General features: G+C 37.2%; 10 protein-coding genes and 2 pseudogenes. 9 read left to right on the forward strand and 3 right to left on the reverse strand.

The window, feature by feature from the left end; translation table 11 throughout:
• The first annotated feature begins 93 nt into the window (after positions 1-93).
• The 8 genes and pseudogenes from GMB86_RS11255 to GMB86_RS11290 all read left to right on the forward strand — a co-directional run bounded on the left by GMB86_RS11255 (position 94) and on the right by GMB86_RS11290 (position 9,057).
• Entirely contained in the window at positions 94-1,290 is a 1,197-nt protein-coding gene (locus GMB86_RS11255; RefSeq protein WP_155219954.1) for a class I SAM-dependent methyltransferase, read from the forward strand.
• A gap of 74 nt (positions 1,291-1,364) precedes the next feature.
• Complete coding sequence (locus GMB86_RS11260) at positions 1,365-2,414, forward strand: M42 family metallopeptidase (protein ID WP_155219957.1); 1,050 nt, start codon at positions 1,365-1,367, stop codon at positions 2,412-2,414.
• A gap of 323 nt (positions 2,415-2,737) precedes the next feature.
• Positions 2,738-4,476: pseudogene (locus GMB86_RS11265) on the forward strand (ABC transporter ATP-binding protein).
• A complete protein-coding gene (locus GMB86_RS11270) occupies positions 4,473-6,356 on the forward strand; it encodes an ABC transporter ATP-binding protein (RefSeq protein ID WP_155219960.1) in 1,884 nt (627 codons plus the stop codon). The pseudogene GMB86_RS11265 and the gene GMB86_RS11270 overlap by 4 nt, the downstream one beginning before the upstream one ends.
• A 19-nt stretch (positions 6,357-6,375) precedes the next feature.
• Positions 6,376-6,690 (forward strand): annotated as a pseudogene (locus GMB86_RS11275) (response regulator); the annotation flags it as partial.
• Between the two features lie 224 nt (positions 6,691-6,914).
• A complete protein-coding gene (locus GMB86_RS15820) occupies positions 6,915-7,271 on the forward strand; it encodes a sensor histidine kinase (protein ID WP_230459093.1) in 357 nt (118 codons plus the stop codon).
• Between the two features lie 179 nt (positions 7,272-7,450).
• Positions 7,451-8,536 (forward strand): site-2 protease family protein, encoded by a 1,086-nt coding sequence (locus tag GMB86_RS11285; RefSeq protein WP_155219966.1) that lies wholly within the window; start codon positions 7,451-7,453, stop codon positions 8,534-8,536.
• Between the two features lie 164 nt (positions 8,537-8,700).
• Entirely contained in the window at positions 8,701-9,057 is a 357-nt protein-coding gene (locus GMB86_RS11290; RefSeq protein ID WP_155219968.1) for a DUF2500 domain-containing protein, read from the forward strand.
• A 249-nt stretch (positions 9,058-9,306) separates the two neighbouring features.
• Here GMB86_RS11290 and metA read toward each other — a convergent pair whose 3' ends face one another.
• The gene (metA, locus tag GMB86_RS11295; RefSeq protein ID WP_155219971.1) at positions 9,307-10,215 is read right to left on the reverse strand and encodes a homoserine O-acetyltransferase MetA; all 909 of its coding nucleotides are present in this window, start codon (positions 10,213-10,215) and stop codon (positions 9,307-9,309) included.
• Positions 10,216-10,383: 168 nt separating this feature from the next.
• Here metA and corA point away from each other — a divergent pair, with 168 nt between their 5' ends.
• Positions 10,384-11,343, forward strand: a complete 960-nt coding sequence (corA, locus tag GMB86_RS11300) for a magnesium/cobalt transporter CorA (protein WP_155219974.1) — start codon at positions 10,384-10,386, stop codon at positions 11,341-11,343.
• A 366-nt stretch (positions 11,344-11,709) separates the two neighbouring features.
• On the opposite strand, the gene xerS is transcribed toward corA, so the two are convergent.
• Complete coding sequence (gene xerS, locus GMB86_RS11305; protein ID WP_155219977.1) at positions 11,710-12,810, reverse strand: tyrosine recombinase XerS; 1,101 nt, start codon at positions 12,808-12,810, stop codon at positions 11,710-11,712.
• A gap of 262 nt (positions 12,811-13,072) precedes the next feature.
• Positions 13,073-17,827, reverse strand: a complete 4,755-nt coding sequence (locus GMB86_RS11310) for a 5'-nucleotidase C-terminal domain-containing protein (RefSeq protein ID WP_155219980.1) — start codon at positions 17,825-17,827, stop codon at positions 13,073-13,075.
• Positions 17,828-18,182: the final 355 nt, after the last annotated feature.

An 18,182-nucleotide genomic window follows, 5' to 3' on the forward strand; every position in this document is an offset into this window, starting at 1 on the left:
TAATTAATAAAGCAATAGAGAAGTGGCAGACATGAAAGGCTTCTGATAAGATAACGATATATTCTTAGAAAACCAAACACTTAAGGAGAAACAATGAAATCCAAAGATTCGTTAATTACACAAATAAAACCCATTCTAGCGATATTTGATGAAGAACATATCGCATACACCATTGAGGGAGAAGCATCCTGTATCCTGCAAGATGTTGAAGCTTCTATAACAGATCCAATCGCTATTTCCGTTCAATGGGACTTCTACTCTAAAGTTCCTTACCTTTTTGATCAAAGTAAGCTTCAAACGATTATGAAAGATGACCAAAAGATTATTCTTTCTTATTTACACGAAGATCATCCGATTCATTTTATTTTCTATTTTAATCATGTCATCGTCACAGATCCTTTTCGCCTACCAATAAAGACCGGTAAGACAACGGTTTGGGTTCGATCATTGGATGCTGAACTGCGTTTGTTAAAAAAGGAAGATTCTCTCTATCGAGCCATTAAACATCATTTTCAAAAGTTACAAGAATCGAATACGGTTCAAAACGGTGGAGCTTGGAATCAAGAAGCTTATCAGGCTTGGATTAAGCGATTTGGGAGTCCTGACGAAATGGCTCATAAACTGCGTACTCACCCAAAAAGAACATTGTCACATTTACTTGAGTATTTAGGGGATCTTCAAGGTAGGAAAGTGATTAATTTGCTAGGGAGTCACGGAGCCAAGGCCATTGCCATGGCCATTCTAGGCGCATCATCTACGGTCGTGGATATCTCAAATGAAAATGCAAAATACGCGAGAGAAGTGGCCGATGCTGCTGAGGTTCCTTTAAATTATATCGTTTCAGACGTTTTATCACTTCCTGAAACTGAGAAAAACTCCATGTATGATCTTGTTTTGATGGAGCTGGGCATTCTTCATTATTTTATTGATTTAGAACCTTTAGCGACTTTGGTTTATCAGCTGCTTGATCGAAGCGGAAAACTCATTCTGCAAGATTTCCATCCTATTTCTACAAAATTAATTACTTCAAAGGGAAAAAAACATAAAGTCACAGGGAATTATTTTGACAAACAACTTGAAATAAGAGAAGTCGCCTATACGAAACATTTAACGCAATCTCAGGACAATAAACATTACGTTTATTTAAGAAAATGGACGATAGGTGAAATTGTGACTGCTTTTGCTGAAGCAGGATTAACGATCACTCGACTAGATGAATCTCCAAATATTAAAATCAATGATATCGGAATCCCAAAAGTCTTCACACTTGTGGCTCAAAAAAAGGGTTAACGTTGTCACTTGTAAACAGAACAAGGGAAGAATACAATGAATGAAGAAGTTGAAAAGAAAGGAATGATGTGTGGATGACCTATCCTGATGTTAAAGCGACCATGAAATTATTAAAGGATTTAGTATCCATTCCAAGTCCCACAGGCAATACAGGAAAAATAATCACGTTTGTTGAAAATCTTTTACATACATACGGCTACGAAACAGAACGAAATAACAAAGGTGGTTTACTCATCACGATTCCAGGAGAAAATCAGTCTCAGCACCGTTTTTTAACCGCTCACGTGGATACACTAGGTGCCATGGTCAAAAAAATAAAATCAAATGGCCGACTAAAACTATCGATGATTGGTGGTTTTAAATGGAATGCTGTAGAAGGTGAATATTGTACAATCGAGACTTCATCCGGAAAAACGTACACTGGAACAATTCTGATGCATCAGCAGTCTGTACATGTTTACAAAGATGCAGGGGACGCCGAACGAAGTAACGAAAACATTGAAGTTCGCATTGATGAAAAAGTCACAAATGAAGAAGACGTTAGGTCCCTTGGGATTGAAGTTGGGGATTTTGTTTCGTTTGATCCGCGTCCTGTGATCACAGAAAGTGGTTTTATTAAATCCCGCCATTTAGATGATAAAGCAAGTGTTGCTATCCTTATTCGTCTATTGAAGCATTTAAAAGAAGATAACATCACGTTGCCTTATACCACGCATATCCTTATTTCAAATAATGAAGAAATCGGTTATGGGGGAAACTCCAATATTCCACCTGAGACAGTCGAATACGTTGCGGTCGATATGGGTGCTCTTGGTGATGGACAGGCTTCAGATGAATATACGGTTTCTATTTGTGCGAAAGATTCAAGCGGTCCCTATCACTATGGTTTAAGAAAACATTTTGTAGAATTAGCAAAAGAAAATGATATTGATTATAAAGTGGATATTTATCCTTACTACGGATCTGACGCCTCGGCTGCTATATCTGCTGGAAATGATATTATCCACGGCTTGATTGGTGCTGGCATAGAATCTTCGCATGCTTTTGAAAGAACGCATGAATCGTCGATATTAAATACCGAGAAACTCGTGTATGTGTATGTTCTATCAAAGATGGTCATCTGAACGCCTCTCACGTCCTTTAGCAATAATAGAGGATCATAAGGAAATCAATACACACCATTTTCAATGAAAGAAAAGCTGACATCCTTTTTGTCAGCTTATCTTCGTTTTATCCCGCCTTAACGGGCAGTAAAGGGCCCACCGAACTCATAATTTTTGACCCTTGAAAGACGAAACCGTAAATTGCCATATATGACCCTCTTACACTTTCATCCGTTAAATCTGCCACAATTAAATGTTTTGTTCATCTTGCGTTCATAAACAGAGCGTACAATGATGGTTGATTAAGAAAAGTATGTGCATTTTTGATTGGAGGTTTACTTATTTTGCTGAAATTATCAAAGAATTTATATCCTTATAAGTGGTCCATCGTCATGACGATTCTCTTTGTTTTTCTACAGTCCCTTGCTAACTTGTATTTACCGACGTTAATGTCAGATATCGTAGATACAGGGATTGTTAAAGGTGATATCTCGTACATTTTATTAATGGGAGCTTATATGCTTCTAGTCACCTTAATAGCGGGTGGTTTCACCATCTTAGCAAACTATTTATCCGCCAAAGTAGCATCCGGTTTCGGGAGAGACATACGAAATCGCATGTTTAAACATGTCGAATCGTTTTCTTTGCATGAATTTGATGAAGTAGGGACGGCTTCATTAATTACACGATCAACCAATGATATCTCCCAAGTGGAACAGGTCTTTCTTATGATTTTGAAATTGATGATCATGGCACCTTTGATGTGTATTGGTGGAATTATTATGTCTTTTTATAATGATGCGAAACTATCCCTTGTTCTTGTTATTACCATTCCGGTTATAATAGGCACCATTTTACTGATTGCTCGTCATGGAATGCCGTTATTTAAAGTCATTCAAAAAAAATGGATCAATTAAATCTTGTTTTACGTGAAGGTTTAACAGGAATGCGAGTGGTTCGTTCATTCGATCGACAAGAGGATGAGCTAAAAAGATTTGATCAAGCGAATCAAGAGATGACAATGACGGCTGTTCAAGTACAAAAAATTATGGCGGCCATGATGCCGATGATGATGCTCATTATGAATGTTGCAACCCTTGCCGTTGTTTGGTTTGGAGGGCTACGTATTAGTCATGGAGCGATGGAAGTGGGTGATTTAATGGCCTTCATCCAATATGCTATGCAAATTATGTTTTCACTGATGATGGGTGCAATGTTATTTATTATGATCCCAAGGGGTCAAGCCTCTGCCCAGCGCATACAAGAAGTGTTAGCTATAAAACCTGATATTTCGAGTTCAACAAACCATCAACTGAACAAAAAAGAGATAGAACAAACACAGGGTTTGGTTGAATTTAAACATGTCTCATTTTACTATAAAGGCGCAGAGAATCCAGCACTCATGGATCTCAATTTTACAGCAGTACCTGGGGAAACAACGGCTATTATCGGTGGAACCGGTTCAGGAAAATCGACTTTATTAAATTTAATTCCTCGATTTTATGACGTTTCAGAGGGAGAAATTCTCATTGACGGGATCAATATAAAAAATTGGCCGATTGAAGTTCTTCGCCGGAAAATAGGCTATGTTCCACAAAAGGCAGTTCTATTTACTGGGTCAGTCGAAGACAATCTTCGTTTTGGACATGATAATGCAACGGATGACGAAATAAAACAAGCCGCTTCCATCGCTGTTGCTGATGAGTTTGTTCGTCAGATGAAAGAGGGTTATGCCTCCATCGTCTCTCAAGGAGGGAAAAATTTATCAGGGGGGCAAAAGCAACGTTTATCCATTGCTCGTGCTCTTGTAAGAAAACCGCCTATTTACCTTTTTGATGATAGTTTTTCTGCTCTTGATTACAAAACAGACGCAAAATTGAGAGAAGCGCTAATAACGCAGACACAAGCAGCGACATGTATCATTGTGGCTCAGCGTATTAGTACGGTCATCAATGCCGATAAAATTATTGTCCTTGATGATGGCAAAGTAGCCGGTATAGGGTCACATCAAGCCTTGATGAAGTCATGCAAGGTCTATCAAGAGATCGTGGCATCACAAGTCAATAAGGAGGAACTTGCATGAAAAAGGGAACCCGAACGTCACCAGGATCATATTCGATGGGACCTAGGCATGGACATCATCCTGGCTTTCAAGCACCAAAGGTTAAAGATTTTAAAGGAACGTTATTTCGCTTCCTTGGTTACTTAAAACCCCATAAAGGCACCCTATTGATTGTTTTTATCACGGCAATCATCAGTACCATTTTTTCTATCATAGCCCCAAAATTACTTGGAAAAGTGACGACAAAATTATTTGAAGGGTTAATGCTGAAAATCAAAGGTGTCCCAGATGCATCGATCGATTTTGGCTATATTGGACATCTTTTACTTCTACTTTTGATATTTTATCTCATTAGTTCATTATTCCTTTATCTCATGCAATATCTCATGAGTGGTGTTGCACAAAAGATCGTCTATATTTTACGCCGACAAGTGAATGTCAAACTATCAAAATTGCCGCTACAATATTTTGATGATCGGACGCATGGAGAAGTTCTTAGTCGAGCCGTTAACGACACAGAAAATATCAGTAACACCCTGCAACAAGGGTTAACAACAGCGATAACGTCGATTGTAACTTTTATAGGGGTTATTGTTATGATGTTTTCCATCAACATTTTGCTGACTATCTTGTTAATTTTAACGATTCCATTAAGTTTCATAGGAATAAAGATGATTACGGGGAAGTCACAAGGACATTTTGTTGAACAACAAAGGCAAATTGGTCACTTGAATGGACATGTTGAAGAGATGTTCACGGGCCATCAAGTTGTAAAGGTCTTTGGCCGGGAAAAACAAGCCATAGAGACATTCGAGAACATGAATAATAAACTTTATCAATCGGCCTGGCGAGCACAATTCTTATCAGGCATCATGATGCCACTGATTATGTTTGTCTCTAATATTGGTTATGTCTTAATTTCCGTCGTAGGCGGTATTTTAGTGACCAAACGAACAATCGAGGTAGGGGATATTCAAGCGTTTATCCAATATGCACGACAGTTTACACAACCATTAACTCAAATAGCCAATATATCAAACCTTATTCAATCGACCATGGCTTCGGCTGAGCGTGTTTTTGAAATTTTAGACGAAAAAGAAGAGATTCCAGATGATAAAGAGGCTATCATATTAAAATCTCCAAAAGGGGATGTAACATTTGATCACGTGGCCTTTCGATATAAGGATGACGAACCACTCATTGAAGATATGTCGATTGAGGTAAAAGCAGGTCAATCTGTAGCTATTGTTGGACCGACGGGCGCAGGAAAAACAACGGTCATTAATCTCCTGATGCGTTTTTATGAACTAAGGTCTGGACACATTCAAATTGACCATGTTGACATCACTAAAATTAAAAGGCAATCTTTACATCAATTATTTGGCATGGTTCTTCAAGATACATGGCTTTTCAACGGTACGATCCGCGAAAATATTGGATATGGAAGAAAAGATGCGCGTGACGAAGAAATTATAGCTGCAGCTAAAGTGGCAAATGCTGATCATTTCATCCGAACTTTACCTGATGGGTACGATACGATTTTAAACGAAGAGGGATCAAATCTCTCACAAGGTCAAAAGCAACTATTAACGATAGCACGAGCGTTATTAGCAGATCCCGCAATTTTAATCCTTGATGAAGCAACAAGTAGTGTTGATACGCGAACAGAAGTACAGATTCAACTTGCGATGAACAAATTAATGAAGAATCGAACGAGTTTTATTATCGCTCACCGATTATCAACCATTCAAGATGCTGATCTGATTTTAGTGATGGATCAAGGAAAGGTCGTCGAGCAAGGAACACATGAAAGTTTATTAGAGAAAAATGGATTTTATGCTGACCTCTATCAAAGCCAATTCTCAAAGGCTGATCGGTCTTCAATTGGACTAAGTTTGTAAAGAAAAGGATGGAATAGGTATGAATGAAATTAATGGATTAGTTGTGGATGATGATCCAAATATTCGAGAATTAGCGGGATTATTTTTAAAAAAAGAAGGTTTTTCTATTATCGAAGCTAAGGATGGAAAAGAAGCTCTTGCCTATCTTAGCGAACAAACGGTCGATTTCGTTGTTTTAGACATTATGATGCCTGATATGGACGGTTATGAAGCCTGTGAAGAGATTAGACGCTATTATGGACAGGATCTTCCGATATTAATGCTGACGGCAAAGGGAGAAACTGTCCACAAAATCAAAGGTTTTAAACTTGGAGCAGATGATTATTTGGTCAAAACCTAAATATTATTGAACTTGAAACAGATCGACTATCTAAATTAAGTGATAATCTTCTTAAATTAACGTCATTAGAATCAGAAAACCAACCTTTTGATCCAAAACGGTACCGTTTAGATAAACAACTTCGTCAAATTATTTTATCTGTTGAACCACAGTGGAGTAAAAAGGATCTTCTACTTGATATTGATTTAGATGAGGTTCTCATTTTTGCAGATAAAGAATTGCTGAGTCATGTATGGATCAATTTAATACGTAATAGTATTAAATTCACACCTGTTAAAGGAAAGATTTATATTCGTCTAATACAAACTCCAAAAGAGGCGATTGTTCGTATTTCTGATACAGGAATTGGAATAACTCATGAAGATCAAGTCCACTTATTTGAACGTTTTTTTAAAGCGGATAAATCACGTAATCGTACAGCAGGCGGAAATGGTCTAGGACTTTCTATTGTTAAAAAAATCGTCGATATGCACGTTGGAACGATTGACGTCGATAGTCAGGTAGGTGTAGGGACGAACTTTACCATCTATTTGCCTAAAAAGGAACTAAACCCAAACAAAAAACAAGGACTCTAACCTTGTTTTTTTGTTTGATTACTAAAAAGTGAGTTTAAAGGGAAAATGACCCATAATACGCTGATATTTAATAGAATATTTGCTATAATTAATATAGGTGGATATTTAGTTAATTGATGGAAAATAGATCATTGTATTTTTAAGGGAGCATCTTGATTTACTCATGAAGGAGACGCACAATGGCCAAGAGGAAACGAAAGAAAAGTGAAATATGGGGGATTTTTTCATTACTTTTTATTTTTCTAACAAAATTTAAGTTCTTATTAATCGTTTTAAAGGCATTTAAACTTTCTTCTCTCGTGTCGCTAGTATTATCATTAAGTGTGTATGCTATTTTTTATGGATGGAGTTTTGCTGTGGCTTTGATGTATTCCCTTATTTTGCATGAGACGGGGCATATGATCGCAGCAAAACAACGAGGCATCAAGACATCACCTGTGTTCTTTATCCCGTTTATTGGTGCGACTGTTGGTATAAAGGATGAAATAAAACATTCTAAAGATGAAAGTTATGTGGCTTATGCGGGTCCTTTCCTTGGCATGCTGGCAACACTCTTGGCGATTGGTTTATATCTCTTAACGCATTCTAGTTTATATGCTCTGATGGTCTATTTAGGAAGCATCTTAAATTTGTTTAACTTGTTGCCAGTTTCCCCGCTTGATGGTGGACGAATTGTCAGTGCTATTTCACCAAGAATTTGGTTCATAGGGATTATTTTGCTTGCAGGATTGATGTTTATTATGCCAAACCCAATCATTATTTTGATCTTGATTTTTGGTATCATTCAATGTATTAATCAATTGAGACAACCTGTTGATCATAGGTATTATCAAAATGATATTCGTCGATTAAAAAGACGAGCTGATTTCCTTCATAAATTTAATCAAATCGAAGATATCTATGTTAAGAATGAAACCCAATATTTAGATGATTATCGCTCTAAACGATTATCTGAACGATTAATGGAAATTGATGCTAACCAGTCTATATCAAAGTCATTCAAAAAAATTCGTAAGCAACACTATAAAAGACAAATGGACATATATAAAAATACATCGCTCGACCAAAGTGAAGATGGACTGATTTGGTTAGATAAAGAGATAAAGAAAATGCAACAAAAGGCTGACCAAGTGGCTAACTATTATAAAACGTCCATGAAACAAAAGATAGTCATAGGGGTAGCTTATGTCATACTGATCGTCATTCTTGGTTTCTTTTATTATTACAGTCAATTGATTCTTCCAAATCCAAATCAATTGCGTTAGAAAATGGTCTTGTTATTTTAAATCTATAATTTGCGCAACAATTTCCCGTATTATGGTTGAAAAAAACGATTAATTGACGAAGGTAATAGTATCTATTATTTCGTGAAACCATTTGAACTCTTTTTCCGTCTAATATATTGAAGAGGGGAGTTGTACGATATAAAATGGGAAGCTTTCAATTAATGGAGAATGGAAACATGAGTTTTACTTTATTTATCACTGTATTTTTCATTCTTTTTATTCTGATCATTGCAGCAACGATTATTTATCATATTAAACTCGAATCTTACAATCATAAACAACCTTTATCAAAAGTTGAAGCGGCTGTTCTTCAAAAACGGACACAAGAAAACGATTCGTTAAACAAAAATAATACAGACTATTTTGTCACTTTTCAAGTTGAAAGTGGTGCTCGTATTGAACTCGAAGTATCAAGCTTAGATTATGGACAGTTAGTCGATGGTGATCAAGGATCTCTTGTCTATCAAGGCGATCACTATTTAAGATTTAGTCGAATTTAGTATGAATGCCTAAACAATGAGGGTTTAGCTCTATTTCTATCAAACAAGAATGAATCGATCTCATTTATAATGAGAAATGATCAACATATATAAACTCAATAACAAATGACGAGAATAAATTCTTAGATACCCTTGCATAAGCGGGAGTTTATGACTCCTATGATTGATTGGTCACTGTTTTGATTAAACAAAGCCTTCCAAATTGAGGAAGGCTTTTTGGGTGAAAAAGAATTATCTATCATCCTAGTATTAATCCCATAAGTAAGGCGTTTCTTGATAGACATAGTAGTTTAGCCAGTTTGAAAAGAGTAAATGTGCATGCGAACGCCACCTATGTAAAGGTTTTTGGTTCGGATCATCGTTAGGAAAGTAATGGAGTGGTAATGTGGGATTCAAACCTCGCTCAAGATCTCTTTTGTATTCATTTAACAAAGTATCTTCTTCATATTCCAGATGACCGGTAATCATGATTTGCTTCCCATTCTTTGAAGACATGATGAATGGACCAGCTTCTTCTGAGGATGACAAAAGCTTAATATCCGGACATTTTTCTATTTCATGAATATCTACATCGGTAAGACGTGAATGTGGTGCAAAATAAAGGTCATCAAAACCCCGTAATAGTTTCTCCGTCCGATCTTGAATGGTATGTTCAAAAATACCGAAACATTTGTTTGGAAGTAAAAATTTCCCTATTCCAAAGTGATAATATAGAGCCGCTTGAGCACCCCAACAGATATGTAGGGTGGACGTTACGGATGATTTTGACCATTCCATAATGTTTGTAAGCTCTTGCCAATAGTCCACCTCTTCAAAAGGCAGTTGTTCTACTGGAGCACCAGTTATAATCAAACCATCAAATTTCTTATGTTTAATCTCATCAAAACTCTTATAAAATTGATCTAAGTGGAGATGACTTGTATTTTTTGATTCATGCGTCATCATACGTAGAAATGATACATTGACTTGCAAGGGAGTGTTACCTAAAAGCCTAAGTAATTGGGCTTCATATTTTTGTTTCTCAGGCATTAGGTTAAGAATCAGTATATTTAAAGGACGTATATCTTGATTATTTGCCCTTTCATCTGTCATAACGAATATATTCTCGTTCTCTAGTACTTCTTTTGCTGGTAAACGTTCCGGGATCTTAATTGGCAAAGAATCATCTCCTAAAAAAATTTCTGTATATTCATTATAATGATGAATGAAGTTGTGATCAATTCCCTTTTTATAGATCTGTTGTGAATCATGTGCATATTTTCTTTTTGAATAGGGAATAGTTAACTCTTAGGCTTTCTGTATGATACATACGAAAGGAGAATTATTATGACTAGAATACTAGCAAAATCAAAAGATGGTGAATTGCAAAAGCAATTATCTATTCATTCTCTACATAATGAAAACATCGCTTGGTTTTGGGCTGATATAGACTTAAAGCAGTCAAATAAAGACGAATTTAAAGAACTTCAACGTGCCTTACATCTTGATTGGCAATCTATGAATGATCAACAGGGGTTTAGGCGTTCTCAGTTAAAATACGCTAAAGACAACTTTTATTTAGGGGTCTTTGCCGTTGAAGAAAAAAAAGTCAAAGGATATAAAGTCCATTTTTTTGTCAATCAAAATGGTATCGTCTCCGTACATGAAACTGAGCTACCGGAAATCAATCATTCATGGGACTTTTGTTCTAAAGCTGAAAATGCTGATGCGTTAATTAATCCAATGGATATTCTGTATTTAACTTTAGATGATATTGTAGATGGTTATTTCCCTATTATTCACACGTTAGAAGAGAGAATTGAAAAAATTGATCGAAAATCTAAAAATGAGTCCATGAAAAGAGTATTTAATCAAGTCTTTGATATTCGGAGTGACTTGTTAAAATTCAGAAGTATAGTTGCTCCATTAGAAGATATTTTACATCGAATGATTGAATCGGATCATGTAAAAATAGAAGATAATAAAATAGAAAAATTCCAAAATATTTATAGGAATTTAACAAGACTTTCTCATGCGATCGAATCAGATATGGAAATTACGGCAGATATAAGAGATGGGTATATGTCTCTTACGTCCTACCGAATGAATAATATAATGAAAGTTTTGACCGTATTTTCGACAATTTTTATGCCACTTACCTTTATTGTTGGTCTTTATGGTATGAATTTCAAGTATATGCCGGAACTAAACTGGCGATATGGTTATTTTTTATCGTTGATCGTTATGGCTATCATCGGTTTTGGTCTTTATTTTTGGTTTAGAAGGAAAGGATGGTTTCGAGATTAAGCCATCGTCAAGCAAAAGACTTCTTCAAACCAAGAGAGTGTAAAGGAGGGGTTATTCAGTATAGAGATAGTCTTTTTTAAAAGGGAGTACGTATGTTTGCTCCTTATTTTTTATAGTCAATACTATATATAAATAACATTATGTAAACTAACAAATAAAACTATACAAGAAAAAATTGATTAAAGCGCGTGTTCAAAACGATGACAAATAATGGTGAATACTAGTGACACGAGAGAAGAGAGTTTTTGAAGGCTATAAAACTATTTAGAAGCAAGAAGATAAGAGCGAACGGGGCAATTCTAGACATTTTATAAAAACTATAGAAGGAGGGAGGAGGAGCATCATCCACTCCTTTCTATAAGAGGTTTATTCATTTGGGAACTGATCTTCGAGACGTTCATCCATTTTATCAACGGCTTTTTTCAATTCATCATTGGAGAGATGGGTGTATATCATCGTTGTTTGAACAGAAGAGTGCCCGAGTTGGCGTCTTAATTTTGGAATATCATTATTTTCAGCGTGGTATCGGGTAGCAAACGAGTGGCGCAGTTTGTGAACAGATAACGATGGTTTACCAAAGGCTTTTGCGTATTTTTGAACCATATTTTCGATAGCCCGAGGACTAAGCCTACGTGTCGTGCCTTTAGGTCCCATGGGTGACGAAATAAAGAGAGCTTTATTCGATTGGTTGATATCATATTTTTTACTTCTTACAGCCATATAATCATGCAAATCAAGCATCGCTTGCTCGCTAAAGAAGACATATTGTTCTTTATTTCCTTTACGAATGACTCGAGCTGAGAACTTTTTAAAGTCAATATCATCAACATTCAAGCCAACAACTTCAGAAAGTCGAAGTCCTGAACCCAGAATAAGGGAGATAATGGCCGTATCTCGTTCACAGTTTTGCACATGGAAGTTGTAGAGTTTTTTATTATCTTTAAAAACAACACCATAATCATGTGCAACAAATTGCCTAAATTGCTCATATTCATTATCCCAAAGAATTTTCCCAGCCATTTTTTGAGCAACGGCTTCTTGATCTTCTTTAACCGGATTCAGCTCAATTTTAGCCATCGCATTTCGCTGAATGTAGGGCTGAAGGTCAGAGGTTTCAGCAATATTTTGTAAATAGTGAAAAAGCGATTTTAAAGCGGAAAGCTTACGATTTACAGTAAGAGTTGAATTATTAAGACGAAATTGTAAGTACGAAAGAAAATTTTCAATTTGCTGAGGCGTTAATGATTCTAAACAGCTTAATGGAATATCATTGGTTGACTCAGCATCATAAAAACCTTCAGCAAGCAGCCAATCAAAAAAGATCAGATAATCATGACAATAATTCAATAACGTGGCTGGTGACATGATTCGTTTCTTTTTGTTAATGTATTCTGATACATACCAAGGGAGTTTTTGTGATTTTTCATCGATTCGTTCATAAAGATGTAATTTGCGTTCATCATCCATAAAAAAACCTCCTAAGTAAGATATTTATGTAATTAGGTGTTATTAATAAAAAATGTGTTCGAGGTACGTTTTAATTATACACTTTAAACATTACTTCGTCAAAATGATATTTTACGTAGTAATTTAGAAAAAAGAAAAACTCCCTTCTTTAAAGACTATTAGTTTAATTATACCTGGCTTCTTTTGTTTCTCAAACGTATGTTTAGATATTTTATTAAAGAAAACCAGCATTAAGATTGCTTAACACTGGTTTTCTTTAATATTACTTTTTATGATCCTTTTTAGAGTCAACTTCTCTCACAGCAGTAGTCATAGTTTTAGAGAGCTCAGTGTTGATTTTGCCATTCTGATAGTCTCCCTTAACTTTTTTCCATTTTCCGTTGGCTTCTTTATAGGAATATATTGAAATAGTTTCTGGTTTCTCTATTTTTGAAGCATCAACGATATAAGTTATTTCAACTGGTGTCTTGAATTTGGAAATCTTCTGGTCCTCTTGCATTACCGTAAAGTTATATACTTGTCCGATGACAGCACTGTCTGTCACATCTGTACGATTTGAAATTTTTATTGTTAACGACTGATCGGTCTTCAAGTCTGATGAAGGAAGTTTAAATATGAAGTCTCCTTTATTAATTTTAATGATAGTCTTCTGTTTTATCGCATAGGATATGAGATCGGCGTCTAGGGTTATCGATGCTGAATCTCCTGTTTGCTCTGTGACATCCACATTAAGTACGTTATTTTGGATGGCTGGTATGATATCATCCATTAATCTGGGCCTTAACTTATCCCCTGATGCTATGCCTGAGACAGTCACGTAATCCCCTTGATGGAATTTCTTAGTCCATTCTACGTATTTAATTCCGGTTCTACCATCAATTGATACCGTAGTCGTTTGATCACCGTTTACGACATCAAATGTAAAGTTTCCATAACTGTCAGGTTCTGAAATGTTACTTATCTTTACATTTTGAAGAGAGACAAGTTGATACTTAAGATCATCAGAAAGGTTAGGAACGACCTTAGGTGAGAGATTCACATGATCTACAACTTGTGATGCGGTCATATATTTCAATTCGGCCTCGTTGTTATAGGTGGATTTGGTTGCAGTTATTTTCACCTTGTCACCAATTTTCAATCCAGGATCCAGTGATTGATAAACATTAATCGCGCCTGTTCCATCCTGTAGATAAAAACTTTTATTATTGCCAAACTCGCCTGGTGTCGATGTGACAACACCCTCAACGGTTACCTTGGTATTATCGGCTTGTGCTTTTGCATCGGCTAGAGAAAGTACTTTGGCATTTGGATCGGGATCTCGTGGGACATAGACCTCAGAAATCCGGCCTTCTGATGTGTAAGCAAGTGGTTTATCAAAACTTTTTACGAAGTCGACCAGAGCATCAACATCGACCGGACCCTGAACCAAGTTTTTACCTGCATCCCCAATCGCCTTATACTTAGCTCCTGTTGCCGTTGCCATAAAGTTGTTGACTGTTAGCGTATAAGTTTTATCATTAGAGATTTTGTTACCATCTGGTAGATAGATATCGACGGCTCTCCCTGTATTGGTATCCCAGGTGTATTTAAAACCAGCTACACTGAAATCTGGTCCATAATACGTACTTAATTGGGCATTTAGAATGTCCTGCAGATCCTTCCCGGTAATATCCATTTTTACTAGTGTGTTACCAAAAGGTAGAATGTTAAAGAGATCATTCCAGGTAATATCCCCTTTATCGAGGTTATCACGGATTCCACCTCCATTCATAAGTGCGAAGTCACTATTCATGGTCGATTTCATACTATCGGCAACTAAATTTCCTAACGCATTATCGCCTTTTTCACCCTTGGTCGCATAGCCACCTTCCATGGCTATAGAGGCTTCGCCTTCAACTTCATTGAGTTTGGGTGCCGCTTGGGTCTCATATTTATCGAGAATGCTTTTCACTATAGGATCTGGCTCAACCTTACTATCATCTACAAAGGTAATGTCTGAGGATTTCTTAACGATATCATCTGTTGCCGGGTCAATCGTTAAATCCACATCACTGAAAGCCTTTCCGTATTCAGAGGCTTGTACAATTAGCTTGTTGTCGACTGTACCATTATCGACAGCATGGTTGTGAGCGGCGAAAATGACATCGACGTCATCATCAACACTCTTCGCCAAATCTGCTGCCTCTCCTGTAATAGATCCATCCGATCCTTGTGTTGCTGGGGAGTGAGCGAGAACGACAATAGCATGAACCCCCTTCTTGTGCAATTCATTAACGGATTGATTGATGGCTTCAACCGGATCCGTAAATCTGATATCCTGAATGCCACCTGGCATTACCATATCTGGGGTGCTCTTTGTCGTTACACCTATAAAGCCAATTTGTTCACCGCCAACTGTTTTGATTGCATATGGAGGCAAAATTGGTTGTCCGGAATCTTTGTACACTACATTTGCAGCAAGCTCGGGATAATTCATGCCTTCATATGACCGATTTTCATTATCTTTTGGGTAGTCACCGCCATTAACCATGCGCAGAAGTTCCGTTGTTCCTTCATCAAATTCATGGTTTCCGATTGTGCTAACATCCATCCCCATGGCGTTCATAATATCGACCGTGGGTTCATCTTGGAATAAGGCAGATAATGGCGGGCTGCCACCGATAATATCACCGACACCTACGAGTAGTGAGTTCGGAATGGCTTTTTCACGTTGTTTAATGTATGAAGCAAGATACTCCATTCCTCCATAGGTCCCGTCGTTACTTCCGTCTCCGTTTAAGTCCAGACTGTAATGCTGATCAATTTTACCATGCAAATCATTAATGCCAAGGAGTTGGACATTGACCGGTGATGATTCAGCATCAATTAAATCTTCCGCTGAACGGGGTTTTATTTGATAGGTATTTTTAAAAATACTCGCCAATCCAGTAATGTTTAACACAGATCCTTCTTTATAGGTCGCGATAAAATCATCATATGGCATGCCACCTCGGCTATCTACTCGTACTCGAGTTGTCGCGTCTCCATTTACAGCATCAAATTCAAATGTCCCATAGCTATCGGTTTTCGAGATGTTCTTTACCGTCGCCTTCTGTAAAGTGACTAATTGACCTTGATTGCTGCTATCAATAGTCGTAACAACCGACGGAGAGGGAACGGTTCCATCCCCTTCATCAGAAGACTGAATAATGTTGGATAGTTCTATTTCTCCATTATAGGTTGATTTTTGGGCAGTTAATCTAACTTTTTGTCCCAGATGATAGTTATCAGTCCCCTGGTAAACGTAGACCCCACCTGTCTGATCTTGAAGATAAAAGCCCTTTGACCCCCATATTCCTGGTTTCGTCGTTATAACGCCTTCAACTGTGACATGGCTCATTTCATCCGCTTGTCTAGCATTAGCAATAGTTGTGAGCTCTGGAATGGTCGGTGTCGTAGCTTCTTTCTCTGAACCAAATGAGCCCGGCTTGAATGTAGAAGAGTCATACCACTTATAGCCGGATGGTGGTGTGGTCCATGGCTCATGTTCAGGTTCTGTTGAAAGTGAAGGATCTTTTTCATCGTCTCTTAGCGGCGTAGGCTGGCTTAATGGGATCTTTCCTTCAAAGCTAGTGTAGTCCTCTTGGTTGGCAAGCCATTCAACTGTATTAACAAAGTAAGCCTTATCCTGTCCTTCTTTTGAAAAACCATCAAAACCCGTTTTTTTTCTACCATTATCTTCACGAAGATATTTTGGTGTAGAATCCTCTGCAGGTGAGGAATCACCAATGAAGGCCGCTTTTCCTTTACCTACCTTCGAGATGGCAGCAAAGGCACCTTCATCAATGCCACCACCGTTGTAAACACCTTCATCTACGGCTGGTGACCATTTAGATGGATTTTTTGGAAGAAAGATTAAGCCTTTGGCAATATCAGGGTTAATAATGGATAACGTACTACCTGCATGCATTTCAACCGTTGTAACCCCTTGAGTAATTCCGAAAGAGTCACTTGGCGAAACAACTGTTTCTCCATTTGTGATATCCCCAATTGCATTCGTACGGAATCTAACACCAAAGTTATTTTTTAACCAATCAGAGCTGGTAACGTCTTTCATTGCGGCAGAATTTGCTTCTTCAGTTCCCATCCCTTTCGTTGGATTCCCCCATGCACCTCGGCGATAGCCATTATAGATTTCGCCTGAGTCCCATCGATTGAGGTTTCGGTCAGAGTTATAGTGGTCGGCGATAAAAAATATACTACCCCCATTTTTCACATAATCAAGCATAGCTTGCTGCTCGGATGCCTTAAAAGGCACATTGGCTTCTCCTAGGATAAATACATCATATTGGCTTAATTTATCTAAAGTAATTGCCTCTGTGCCAAAATCATATGGAATGGAACGGTCTAATTGATCAACAGTAAAACCGTCAGCTTTTAATCCATCCGCAAAATCTGAAAATCCACCGTTGATGACCCAATCTGCGGCTCCAGCTGTCTCACCGTGAGTATTATCAAAGAGAACCTTCTTTCCTGTCCCACCTAGCGGATCGATTGAAGTCGGATCCGTTGGAGGTGGATTATCTGAGTCATCGACAAAAGAAATCCCCGTTACCAACTTTAATCCAGGAAAACTATTATAGTCTTGAAAACTTCCAGTTATTTTGACTTTTTTGCCTACAATACTTGGGTTTGATTGAAGCCCAAACTGGTTTCTGTTGCCACTAGGTATTTGAACATCGATAAGTTTGGTTTTATCATGTTCGGTCGGGGAATCAGCAATTAAGAAATTGAAATCATTACTGAAAGGGGCGTTAAAGTTGGCTGTATTAGAACCTGTTGCGTGTCCGACAATGTATCCCTCTACTGTGTCAGTATTCTCTTTATTAATTTCATAACTCGCAAGGGCTTCCGTGACAGTCATGGAACCATCTGAAGTTAGCGCATCCGCCTGATAATTCCCCCCAGTATTAAAAAGATTAAAAGGAAAGATGAGCAATAGTGCTAAAAAAACTTTCAATAAAATTCTTCTTTTCAAATCAGTTACCTCCTAGAGAGTTAAATAAAAACGAAAAGGTAAGAAACAACGGTCCGATTACTCGAAGTCTATATGTGTTGTTCTATCATTTGACAATGAAGGCCCTTCCTCCCTTTCCTTATTTCGCCTCCTTAGTTCTTGATCTGCTTGTAAATTATCTGTATATACAATAAAGTTCGATAATTAGACATAATATCCTTTCAAAATTATGGACTAATTAACTGACCAATTTCGACAGTTAAGACAATTTCTGTCGAATGGTCAGTATTTTTTATAAAAAAAGACCATAAAAAACACCCCAAAAGTTAGATTTTTAGGTCTAACTTTTGGGGTGCACATCACCATAGTGGGTCAA

The sequence above is a fragment of the Terrilactibacillus tamarindi genome (assembly GCF_009718825.1).
Lineage (GTDB): Bacteria > Bacillota > Bacilli > Bacillales > Sporolactobacillaceae > Terrilactibacillus > Terrilactibacillus tamarindi.